The organism is Limosilactobacillus agrestis (assembly GCF_014145585.1).
Lineage (GTDB): Bacteria > Bacillota > Bacilli > Lactobacillales > Lactobacillaceae > Limosilactobacillus > Limosilactobacillus agrestis.
On the sequence record NZ_JACIVF010000055.1, the window covers coordinates 46375 to 57763 of the forward strand.

Sequence of the window (11389 nt, forward strand, 5' to 3'; positions counted from 1 at the left end):
ATTAGTAACAGTTGAAAGAAGGTGAACGAGATAAATTTCATTTTTCGACTGCTTAAGCGGATATTTATAATAGGACTTTTAGTAGGTGGAGGATGGCTTTATTTCAATGATGCACGGGTTCAAGCAACTGCAAACCAAACTGCATGGAACGTTCGTGATCGTATTGCTAAGTTAATTGGCAAAGACGATACAAATTCAAACGATAATTCTAATCTGCACTTAAACGATGCAAATAACGGTTCTTCTAAAAATGAACAAGAACCAACGACAGAACAACAAACGAGTACACAAACTTCGATTCCGTCTACTGGACGATGGGCGACTAATCAAGCAACGGTTTATGTAAATACAAATAATGCTCAACTTGATGCAGCTACTAATACAGCAATTCAAAACTGGAATCAAACCGGGGCATTTACATTCAAACCAGTAAACAATCAAAGCAAAGCGGATATTGTTGTAACGACGATGAACCGCTCTGATTCAAATGCTGCTGGGTTAACGAAGACGTCCTCAAATTCGTTGACAAGAAGATTTATGCATGCAACGGTGTATTTAAATACATATTATTTAACTGACCCAAGCTATGGCTATAGTCAGGAACGAATTGTTAATACAGCCGAACACGAACTGGGACATGCGATTGGACTTGATCATACCAATGCTGTTTCGGTAATGCAGCCTGCTGGATCATTCTATACGATTCAACCAGATGATGTGCAAGCGGTACAAAAACTATATGCTAATAATAAATAAAAATAGCGAGACTGAAGAAATGAATTTCTTTCAGCCTCGTTATTATATTTAGTCTATCATTTTCTGCGCTTTTAGTGCCCACAGGATAGAAACAGTATCAATTATTTCTTGTAACATGGCGCCGAAAAAGGCTGGAATAATTCCGGTACTAGCAATAAGCATTAGGATAGTACAGATTGCAATTCCGATTAGGACCGCTTGTTTTGCGATTCGCAGAGTTTCCTGAGAAATGCTAACGGCTTTTGCGACTCGCGAAAGGTCGTCTTTTAGGATGACAACTGCAGCGGATTCACTAGCAGCAGTTGATCCGTGAGCCCCCATTGCAATTCCAACATCAGCTGTCACAAGAGAAGGTGCGTCATTTACGCCATCGCCAACCATGAAGACAGGGTGTTCATTTGTTGGAATGGCTTTAAGTGCATTGATTTTATCTTGTGGAAGAAGGTCGGCTTTAACTTGGGTGATCCCTACTTGTTGAGCAACTTTATCTGCAATAACAGCTTGGTCTCCCGTTAACATTAGAGGGAATGTTATACGCAGTGGCGTAAGAAAGCAGTGAGCGTGCTAGGATATGTGATGATTGTTGTTCGGCGCTTGCTGCATAATGGAGGAGCTGAGCTGAATCGATTTTTCCTGTTGGTAAGATTTTATCAACGGTCAATTGACCACTTGTAATAGTTCCAGTTTTATCAAATGCACCAGTTTTAGCAACTGCTAGTTTTTCCAGCACACTCCCTGTTTTGACAACAATTCCATTTCGTGAAGCTCGGCTCATTCCAGAAACCATTGCCACAGGAGCCGCAAGGATTAGTGGACATGGAGAAGCGACAACGAGAACCTCCGCGAATCGTTCAGGACGACCAGAAAGTACCCATGCGAGTGAAGAGATGACAATGGCCATAATCGTAAAAGGCACGGCATATCGGTCAGCTAGGCGAACAAAGTGGGCAGGAGTTGATTCAGCTTCTTTAACCAATTTCACAAGTTGCTGATATTGACTATCCTTGGCTAGTTTGGTGACCTGTAAAGCAACAGCATTATCACCATTAACTGATCCTGACATCACTTCATCACCAGCAGCTTTTAAAACTGGCCGTGATTCACCAGTTAATGACGATTCATCAATCAATCCTTCACCGTTTTTAATAATTCCATCGACTGGTACTAATTCTCCGGGCTTAACGATGAGTTGTTCGCCAACTTTGACATCGTTAACTGGAGTATCACTGGTTTTACCATTAGTGATTAAATGCGCCGTTTGTGGTGAATTATTAAGTAATGCTTTTAATTCAGTACTTGCTTTTTTAGCGGCATAATCTTCTAAGGCATCTCCTCCGGTTAACATTACAAGAATAACCATGGCTGCCCAGTATTCGCTAACGGCTAGCGTTGCGATGACGGCCATAATAGCAAGCAGATCAACGCCATATTTACCACTACGGATAGTTTGATCATGCCAATAAACATTGAAAAAGCAACAATTGCCCCAACGACTGTAACTAAAATTTGTGCAAAGAGGTGTAAGTGGAATCCAAATTGGAGGATAACTGCAATTGCTGCGATTACTAAGATGATGATTAATTTTTGCTTATTAGATAATTTCTTCATAATACCCCCGCTTAGTTTCTAATACTTTTTACACTTTAACTATAGGTTTTTTATGCAGTGATATAATAAAAAATAGAAATATTAAGGAAACTGGTGGAAAATAATGCAAAATGGACAATCTTATCAACGAATTTTTGTATTGATAATTGATTCATTAGGAATTGGGGCAACTGCAGACGCAAATCATTTTGAAAGTTTAGGGGCTGATACGCTAGGCCATCTTGGGGAGCATTTTCGAATACGGCTACAACTACCGACTCTTCAGAAAATGGGTCTTGGGAACTTGCACCCGATTATGGGGATGCCTTCGCTTGAAAATCCGTCTGCGGCTTACGGGCAAATGAGTTCAATCTCAACAGGCCTGAGTGATCGTGAAAGTCAGTGGGAGATGATGGGCTTGGCAACTACAGCTGAATCTGATGTTTTTATTACTGGCGTACCGCTGGAAATAGCAACTAATTTTGCACGAAAAGCAAAGCGTCCTCTTTTAAGTAATTCCTTAATGAATATCCGCACGGCATTGAGAAATTATGGTCGTGAACAATTGGCCACAGGCGGTCTATTATTAGCAACGGCTACTTCTTCGAGTGTTTGGTTAATTGCCCATGAACATACTATTTCGGTTGCCGAATTAAAAGAAGATTGTCAGATTTTGCGAACAATGCTCGATAACTCTCCGTATACTATTGAAAATGTAAATGGCCTTCTTTTTAGTGGAAACCGGCCGGCTAATTTTTATCCCCAAGAACTTTATAAATTTCCTTTAGCTCCATCGAGTCCAACGGTTATTGATTGTCTCTTGAAAGAAGGCTATGCGGTGAAATTAATCGGGAGAAGCACCCAGTTCTTTGATTTGGCTCGTAATGAAATAACCTGGAATAATAAAGAGAGTTTTGTTCAGTTACAAGAGCTGATCGGTAAAAAATTTACAGGTGTTTGTATAGCAGAAGTAGGAGAGATAGAGCGATTTGGTAAAGCGCGTAATCCTGAAGGCTTTGGAACGGAATTAATGCGAATTGATCAAGAGCTTACAAAAATTATCGATAAACTGCAAAGTGATGATTTACTAATCGTGACGGGGAACTTTGGAAATGACCCTACTTATCCAGGTGAAAAACATACTCGTGAATATGTGCCGTTACTTATAACATCCCCGCAAATTAAACAAAATGTTTCTCTCGGTGGCAGAAGTTTTAGCGATATTGGTGCAACAATTCTTGATAATTATGACTTAGAAAATAAGTTGCCGGTTGGTAATAGTTTTTTAAAAGAATTATTTTCTGCATATCAATAAAAGAGGATGGAAAAATTCTGATTTTCCATCCTCTTTTATCTATTTTAACGATGAAATTTATAGTAAATAGCAATTCCCATAATCAAAAGAAGGACAAGGGCAGCAAGACGTGGGTTTGTTTTAAATAATTCGTGCATTGCATGAATTTGTCCAATACCAAGGGGAAGAGTAAACATAGAAAAGACACCCTTTCAAAATTTACTTAAGCGCTTAGTAGTTTTTTATAAGGAATTCTTTCATATCTGTTGGTTGATGTCCAGTGATATGCGCAAAATCGTCAGTAACGTGGTTCATCAATCCCATTGCAGCTGCTTGGTACATAGAAGCAAGTTCGTTTCCGTCACCCTCAGCAGCGTAAATTTCAGCAAATTTTTTTATAGTAACAGGGTCATAGCCGATTCTTTCACCCGTAACATTAGTCATAATATAACTAAGTTCTGGCATTGTATAATTCTTGCTCATGGTAAGGAGATAATTTTGACCCTTATCTCGCAAGTATGGTTTGACTGCTACCTTGGCGATAGCTTCAGCACTATCTTGACGGGAAATAAAACTCATTGCCTGGTCACCGACTGGGTAAATGATGTTGTGTCGTTCGATTAATTCTGGAAGGTAAGGAACGAGGGGGTCAGCATATAGCGAATTTTTAACAACAGCATATTTAAGGCCGGAACTGGCAAGTCGGGCAGGTAAGTATGCGTAGTAACCAGCCATTTGGAATGGGTTATTATATTGATCTGCAATAAAACTAACATCAACTAAATTATGAACATCGGCCTTAAACATTGCGGTTAATGAGTTTTCAAATTCATCAATTCGATCCTTAACTAGGTAAGTGATGCTTGGAATGTAGATAACAACATCGATTCCGCTAAAAGCTGCCGTCATCTTAGCGACGTCATGATAGTCAATTGCGGCAATTTCATATCCGACATCTTTGAATTGGGAAGCTTTGGCAGGATTGTGAACGCCGACGCGGATGTTATCTGAAGATGTAAGTTTGCTTAATTGCTTAACAACGTGTTGACCAAGGTGCCCGGTTGCACCAGTAACCATATACTTCATTATTAGTTCCTTCTTTCTTTTTCAGCATCTTTTATTGCTTGTTTAACGCGAATAGTGTCGATTACATCTTGTAAACTGGTTCTTGCAAGTTTAGCTTTCGCCGCTGTTTCTGCTTGCTGGTAAAATCCGTTAAGTGTCTCTTGAATATTTCCGCCAACGATGCATTGTGGATTTGTTCGTTCATCAATCGTAAATAGGTGAGCATCTCCTTCGATCGCAAGAAAAATATCATAGAGTGAGATGTTTTCGGGTGATTTTGCAAGCACTGGATCTGCTGCCCCGTGGACAGTATTGATTAATCCAGCTTTATTGAGCGCACTCATCAAACGTCGGACGACAACTGGTGAAGTTTCAATGCTGCTGGCAATATTATTACTTGTTAAGGGGATAACTCCTTGATAAATATTAATGAAAGCAAGAATATGGATGCTATCACTAAAACGGGTTGAAATTTTCATATTATCATTCCTTTGATAAAGATTGTAATTTATGCAGTTACATGATGTCAAGGGAATGAATTAGCGGTTTTCTTGACAATCATTTTTGATAGATATAGTATTATTTTATTAATTGAAACTTATTTAGTTACAAATAAGGAGAAAATAAATGAGATTTAAGAAAATCGTTGCTCTTTCATTATTAAGCATTGCTGGTTTACTAACAGGTACTATTATGCCAGCGGTAGCAAGTGCGGCCAGCAATAAACCAATTATTGTGGGGTCAAAAAACGTCTCGGAAAGTAAGACTGTCAGTGAAATTTATGCGCTTGCACTTGAACATGAGGGCTATAAGGTTACTCGGAAACCCAATATTTCAAATAATGTGATTTTTAGTGCAACGCAAAAAGGCGAAGTTGATGTTTATCCTGATTATACGGGAACAATTGTAGAGACATACCTTAAAAAGAAGGGAACCGGCAAGAGTGCTAGTCAAATGGCAAAATTAGCACATGATGGTATTCAAAAAGACGGCTTAACGACATTTAAGTACGCACCAGGTGATAATCGCCAAGGTGTAGCAATGCCAACTAAGGATGCGAAGAAGTACCATATTACCAATTTAAGTGAACTGCAAAAGAATGCAAAGAAGATTAACTTTGCTTCACAGGGTGAGTTCGAAAAACGTGCTGATGCCCTTCCAGAAATGGATAAGGTTTATGGTAAGTTTGATTTTAAGTCAATTAAAGACTATGACGTAAATTTACTCTATAAGATTATGGAACAAGGAAAAGCACAAGCAGCTCCGGTTTCAACAACCGATGGTCAATTGGCAACAAGTAAGTTTACTTTACTAAAGGATAATAAGAATATCTGGCCGCCATATAATTTAGTACCAGTAGTAAATAAAAAGGCTGTCAAAAGTCATCCCAAAATGGAACAAGCCTTAAATAAAGTTGATGCGAAGTTAACAACTAAACAATTAACAGATCTAAATAAAAAAGTTAACGTTGACGGACAGAATTATAGGACCGTTGCTAAAAATTGGTATAATCAAAATATGAAATAAGTACCAAAGGGGCAGATAACTAGTTTTTATTGCTAGATATTTGCTCCTTCGTTATAGGTAATAGATGGGGAGTGGTAGCTTGTTCGGGCAAATAATTCAATATTTTCAAACAAACAGCGGACAATATTGGCAATATGTTGGTCAGCATATAGTTCTTACCGTTGTAACGCTAGTGATTTCAATGATCATTGCACTGCCATTAGGATATATTGGTTCGCAAATAAAACCAGTTGCTCAATTTTGTGTGATATTTGCTCAATTGTTACGAATCATTCCTAGTTTGGCATTACTGTTTTTATTAATTCCATTTATTGGAACGGGGGTTGTACCCGCATTAATTGCTTTGATTGTTTTAGCGCTTCCGCCGTTGCTAATAAATACAATTCTCGGCTTTAATGAAGTAAGTCCGTTATATAAGGAAGTGGGAAAAGCCCTCGGAATGGATCAGCGTCAGTTACGCCGACAAATAGAGATTCCCCTTGCGTTGCCTTATATTTTAAACGGAATAAAACTAGCATTGGTTGAAACTATTGCTAGTGCAACCTTAGCTACTTACATTGGTGCTGGTGGATTGGGAACCCTAATATTTACTGGCTTAGGCTTATACGATATGAGTTATGTGGTAATTGGCGCAGTAAGTGTTGCTATTTTATCCTTACTGGCAATGATTAGCTTTGATTTTTTAATTAGAAAGGTACAAAAGCATGACAGAACCAATTATTCAATTTAAACATGTTGAAAAGTGTTTTAACGATCAAACGGTGATTCCTGATCTCAATTTTACGGTCAACAAGGGTGAATTTATCACGATTCTTGGTTCATCTGGTTCAGGGAAAACTACTACCTTGAAAATGATTAATGGGTTGATATCGCCGAGTGCTGGTGAAATATTAATTGATGGACACAAACTTAAGAAACTAAATCTGGTCGAATTGCGTCGTCACATGGGATATGTTGTTCAACAGATAGGATTATTTCCTCATATGACAATTGGGCAAAATATTGCAGTTGTACCTAAGATGCTTCATTGGGATAAGGAAGCAATTAATAGCCGTGTTACTGAATTGCTAAACCTTGTTCAACTAAATCCCGCTGAATATATAAACCGCTATCCCCAACAATTATCTGGTGGCCAGCAACAGCGAGTGGGAGTAGCAAGGGCATTAGCAACTAATCCGCCGTATGTATTATTTGATGAACCTTTTGGCGCACTGGATGCTTTAACAAGAATGGAATTGCAACGAGAAGTGAAAAAGATTCATGAATCATTGGGGGACAAAACATTTATGTTTGTAACTCATGATATTAACGAAGCTTTATTTTTAGGACAACGAGTAATGATTATGCATGAAGGACAAATTGTCCAATTTGCCACTCCGGAAGAAATTGTTTGTCATCCAGCAACTGAATTTGTTGAGAAACTGTTAGGAACGATTCGACAGAACCAAGATTTGTGGAGGCGACAATATGATTGAATATTGGAATGAAAATTGGCCAACAATGCTTGATGATATGCAGCAACATGCAACAATGGTTCTTTCCTCACTGGTAATTGCCTTAGTAATTGCAGTTGTAATAATCTTATTGTTCTTGCGGCGTGAAAAATGGCTTAATAGTTTGATCTATTTCTTTTCGCTCTTATATTCAATCCCAAGTTTTGCATTTTTTGCCTTACTTTTACCGATTTCTGGATTGGGCATGAAGACCGCAATTATTGTTTTAACGATCTACTCTGAATATGTCCTATTACGTTCCTTTATTACGGGAATCCGTGGAGTTGATCCCCAATTAATTGAAGTTGGTGTTGGAATGGGGATGACATCTCAACAGGTTTTTCGCCAAATTCAATTACCGCTAGCGTTACCGGCAATTTTCAGTGGAATCCAAGTGGCACTAGCCTCGACAATGGCAATGGCAACTATTGCAGCAACGATCAATGCTGGTGGCCTTGGTCAATTATTGTTTGAAGGACTGCAGGGGCAACAGGTAGTGCCAATTTTGTGGGGAACAGTTTTAACAATGGCTTTGACGTTAGTGTGCGCAGGAATTGTTCAATTGATTTCGTGGATATTGTTGCATCGTTGGAAAGGAGTATTGGATAAATGAAAGCAGTGGTAATTGAAAAAGCTGGTGACCCTGAACAGTTAATCTATAAGGATGTGCCACGTCCAGAAGTAAAAAATGGTTGGTCTTTGGTAAAAGTGATGGGATTCGGAATAAATCATTCAGAAATCTTTACGCGTAAGGGGTTATCACCATCTGTTAAATTTCCGCGGATATTAGGAATTGAATGTGTAGGAATAATTGAAGAAACTACTGACCCTAAAAGATTACCCCAAGGACAGAAAGTTATTTCAATCATGGGTGAAATGGGACGGGCTTTTGATGGCTCTTATGCTGAATACGTATTATTACCGAATGAACAAATTTATCCAGTCCACACAAGCTTAGATTGGGCAGATTTAGCGGCTGTCCCAGAGACTTACTATACGGCTTATGGATCATTGTTAAATTTACAACTCACTGAAAAAGATAACGTTTTAGTTCGTGGTGCAAGTAGTGGTGTCGGGATTGCGTTTCTTAAGCTTGCCAAAGCGCTTTATCCAGGGATTACTGTAGTCGGTTCTTCACGTCATGTAGAAAAAGAACAACAACTTTTGAATGCTGGCTTTGATCATATTGTACTTGAGAAAAATAGAAAACTAGTAACTGACCAAGTATTTACTAAAATTTTTGAATTAGTTGGTCCAGTAACAATAAAAGATAGTTTTAAGCATCTTAGAGAAAAAGGCATTGTATGTAGTAGCGGTCAACTGGGGAATCAATGGTATCTTGAAAACTTTGACCCAATAACTGATTTAGCTCCTAATTCGTATTTAACAAGTTTTTATTCTGGAAATGTTGATGAGGAAAAGTTAAACCAACTTTTAGCGCTAATTGTCGAAAAAGACATCGATGTAACGCCAAGCAGAGTTTTTCATTTAGATCAGCTTCCCCAGGCACATGAGTATCTTGAAAGTACAAATGGCCTTGGAAAAGTCGTTGTATTAAATAAATGGGCAAGAAATTAGTAGTATTCACTGAGAATTCGTATAATCAAAGTAGGTAGCGGAACTGAGGAGGGTGCTCAATGGATAAGAATAAATTAAGAAAATTAACACCAATGCAATATGCCGTGACTCAAATGGGCGCTACTGAAAAACCATATAGTGGGAAATATGATCGATTTGATGAACCGGGCATTTATGTTGATGTTGTTAGTGGTGAACCATTGTTTTCATCATTAGATAAATACGATGCAGGGTGCGGCTGGCCAGCATTTACTAAACCAATTAAGAAGCGTGTTCTTACAGAAAAGCGCGATCAATCATTTGGAATGGAGCGGACTGAGGTAAGAAGTAAGGAAGCTGATTCGCATCTCGGGCATGTCTTTACTGATGGCCCAACGGATCAAGGAGGGTTGCGCTATTGCATTAATTCAGCAGCCTTGCAGTTTGTTCCAGTTGAAAAGATGCAGGAAGAAGGCTATGGTGAGTATTTGAGTTTATTTGATAAATAGAAAAATGAGGATGGAAGAAAATTTCTCCTATCCTCATTTTTGTTTTCTACGAATAGTCAAGTATATTAAGGTGTTTCTTTGAGATTAATTTAAGAAAAAACTATTTAGATAGTTAAGGTAGTTTAAAAAGGGAATTTAAGGTATAACAAAATAAACTCATGAACTAGATTTATTTTTCATGGGTTGTAGAATAATAGTAAGAATCAATCCTAAATTATGCTTTGGCTATTTGATAATTATAAGATTGATTGTATTTTACAAGATGATAAATCGTTCTGAGAAGGCGATGTATCGCGGCAATGGCAATTTTCTTAGTCCCTGGCTGAGAAGATTGCCTTTTCCTTTTCTGATAAAAGTCGTTAATATGATTAGGATGAAAGTGACTAGCGACCGCAATATTTTGGATGGATCTAAATAGAATTTTACGAGCGACTGCGTCACCACGTTTACTAATATGATCGGTAGCAACGAAGTTGCCCGATTCATAATGTCTAAGATCAATTCCAATATAGGCATTAAGTGCATTACTACTGTGAAAGCGGCGAATATCACCTAATTCACCGATTAAAGAAGTAACGGTTCGTACACCAAAGCCAGGAATACTTAATAGTAAATCATATTCAGGTAAATTTTCTGCTTCGTGTTGCATTTCTGAAATGATCTTATCTTTTTCATGGACTTCCTCAACGATGCGTTTAGTTAAGTACTGAATTTGTTCGTAAACATAGGAATTGTCATTAACAACCGGATAAGCTTCTTTAGCAAGTGATATTAGCTTTTTGGTAATACAGGTGGCGCGGTTAGTTGATATAACTTTATTAGTGCTATCCTGGATAAGCGAACGTAAATCAGTAAACGAAGTTTTAAGAACCTGTGAAGGACAGGAAAAACGCATCACAATTGCCCAATATAGCTCGTTATTAGTATTACTAAATAATGACTCCAATTGAGGGAAAGTAAGTTGTAAGGCACGATGTAGCCGATTTTTATGGTTAACAACATCTCGACTTACTTCTTGGTAAAAGCGGCTAAGATCGTGTAACTGTTCATATACTGGGGCCTGCTTATAAGATAAAGAGCGGTGAATAATGAAACTAGTTTGAGCTAGGTTAAGAGCGTCAGCTCGATCAGTTTTATAGGGACGTAAACTATCGAGTTGCTTTTTAGCAGTTAAAGGGTTAAGCATCGTATAATTAAACTCATTACAATCAAGAAAGTGTTGAAGAGTACGAGAATAAATACCGGTCGCCTCAAAAACCACTTCAGGTTGATGGAAGACCTTAAGGAGCTTTAATAAATTATCTAATCCAGGACGATCAAGTGTTAGTTTACACTCATCAACTTTTACTTTATTAACTACAATTGCCAAGTTAATTATATGTTTACTAACATCAATCCCAAATACAGTACGCATTTTATCATCTCCAAATGAAGTAGAATCACAAAAAGTCTATTAAATCTAATTTTCAATACACGACTTAAGAGCCAACAGACTAAGAGCAGATTAAGAATAGACTTGTGAAGTTGCCAGTTTTAAATCCGACGTCAAGCGTCATACAAAAGTACGACATGTCAACTTCACCCCTACTTTAACAAAAAAG

At 38.0% G+C, this 11389-nt stretch carries 12 protein-coding genes and 1 pseudogene; 8 read left to right on the top strand and 5 right to left on the bottom strand.

The genetic code is table 11. The annotated features are described in order from the left end of the window. The first annotated feature begins 21 nt into the window (after positions 1–21). Complete coding sequence (locus H5R88_RS05845; RefSeq protein ID WP_182586563.1) at positions 22–756, top strand: M57 family metalloprotease; 735 nt, start codon at positions 22–24, stop codon at positions 754–756. Between the two features lie 48 nt (positions 757–804). On the opposite strand, the pseudogene H5R88_RS05850 reads toward H5R88_RS05845, so the two are convergent. Then, positions 805–2364: pseudogene (locus H5R88_RS05850) on the bottom strand (HAD-IC family P-type ATPase). Between the two features lie 103 nt (positions 2365–2467). Here H5R88_RS05850 and H5R88_RS05855 point away from each other — a divergent pair. After that, positions 2468–3658 carry a phosphopentomutase gene (locus H5R88_RS05855; RefSeq protein WP_182600495.1) on the top strand — a complete coding sequence of 397 codons (1191 nt, stop codon included), beginning with the start codon at positions 2468–2470 and terminating at the stop codon, positions 3656–3658. Between the two features lie 44 nt (positions 3659–3702). Here the strand turns inward: H5R88_RS05855 and H5R88_RS09685 are convergent, their stop codons facing one another. The 3 genes from H5R88_RS09685 to H5R88_RS05865 are packed head-to-tail and all read right to left on the bottom strand — an operon-like array spanning position 3703 to position 5181. Beyond that, positions 3703–3834 carry a hypothetical protein gene (locus tag H5R88_RS09685; RefSeq protein WP_003667147.1) on the bottom strand — a complete coding sequence of 44 codons (132 nt, stop codon included), beginning with the start codon at positions 3832–3834 and terminating at the stop codon, positions 3703–3705. Between the two features lie 34 nt (positions 3835–3868). Further along, positions 3869–4723, bottom strand: coding sequence for an NmrA family NAD(P)-binding protein (locus H5R88_RS05860; RefSeq protein WP_182600496.1), 855 nt, complete (start codon positions 4721–4723; stop codon positions 3869–3871). 2 nt (positions 4724–4725) lie between these two features. Then, on the bottom strand, positions 4726–5181 hold the full coding sequence (locus tag H5R88_RS05865; RefSeq protein ID WP_182600497.1) for an Rrf2 family transcriptional regulator: 456 nt from the start codon (positions 5179–5181) through the stop codon (positions 4726–4728). Between the two features lie 148 nt (positions 5182–5329). Here H5R88_RS05865 and H5R88_RS05870 point away from each other — a divergent pair, with 148 nt between their 5' ends. The 6 genes from H5R88_RS05870 (at position 5330) to msrB (ending at position 9788) form a co-directional block, all read left to right on the top strand. Beyond that, positions 5330–6229 (top strand): glycine betaine ABC transporter substrate-binding protein, encoded by a 900-nt coding sequence (locus H5R88_RS05870; protein WP_182600498.1) that lies wholly within the window; start codon positions 5330–5332, stop codon positions 6227–6229. A gap of 64 nt (positions 6230–6293) precedes the next feature. Continuing rightward, on the top strand, positions 6294–6959 hold the full coding sequence (locus H5R88_RS05875; RefSeq protein WP_182600499.1) for an ABC transporter permease: 666 nt from the start codon (positions 6294–6296) through the stop codon (positions 6957–6959). Beyond that, positions 6934–7704, top strand: a complete 771-nt coding sequence (locus H5R88_RS05880) for an ABC transporter ATP-binding protein (RefSeq protein ID WP_182577647.1) — start codon at positions 6934–6936, stop codon at positions 7702–7704. Before H5R88_RS05875 ends, H5R88_RS05880 begins: the two co-directional genes overlap by 26 nt. Then, entirely contained in the window at positions 7697–8335 is a 639-nt protein-coding gene (locus H5R88_RS05885; protein WP_182577648.1) for an ABC transporter permease, read from the top strand. The genes H5R88_RS05880 and H5R88_RS05885 overlap by 8 nt, the downstream gene beginning before the upstream one ends. Then, the gene (locus tag H5R88_RS05890; RefSeq protein WP_182600500.1) at positions 8332–9300 is read left to right on the top strand and encodes a zinc-binding dehydrogenase; all 969 of its coding nucleotides are present in this window, start codon (positions 8332–8334) and stop codon (positions 9298–9300) included. Before H5R88_RS05885 ends, H5R88_RS05890 begins: the two co-directional genes overlap by 4 nt. Before the next feature lie 59 nt (positions 9301–9359). After that, positions 9360–9788, top strand: coding sequence for a peptide-methionine (R)-S-oxide reductase MsrB (gene msrB / locus H5R88_RS05895; RefSeq protein ID WP_182600501.1), 429 nt, complete (start codon positions 9360–9362; stop codon positions 9786–9788). 214 nt (positions 9789–10002) lie between these two features. Here the strand turns inward: msrB and H5R88_RS05900 are convergent, their stop codons facing one another. Continuing rightward, positions 10003–11202 carry an IS110 family RNA-guided transposase gene (locus tag H5R88_RS05900; protein ID WP_182578375.1) on the bottom strand — a complete coding sequence of 400 codons (1200 nt, stop codon included), beginning with the start codon at positions 11200–11202 and terminating at the stop codon, positions 10003–10005. Between the last annotated feature and the right edge of the window lie 187 nt (positions 11203–11389).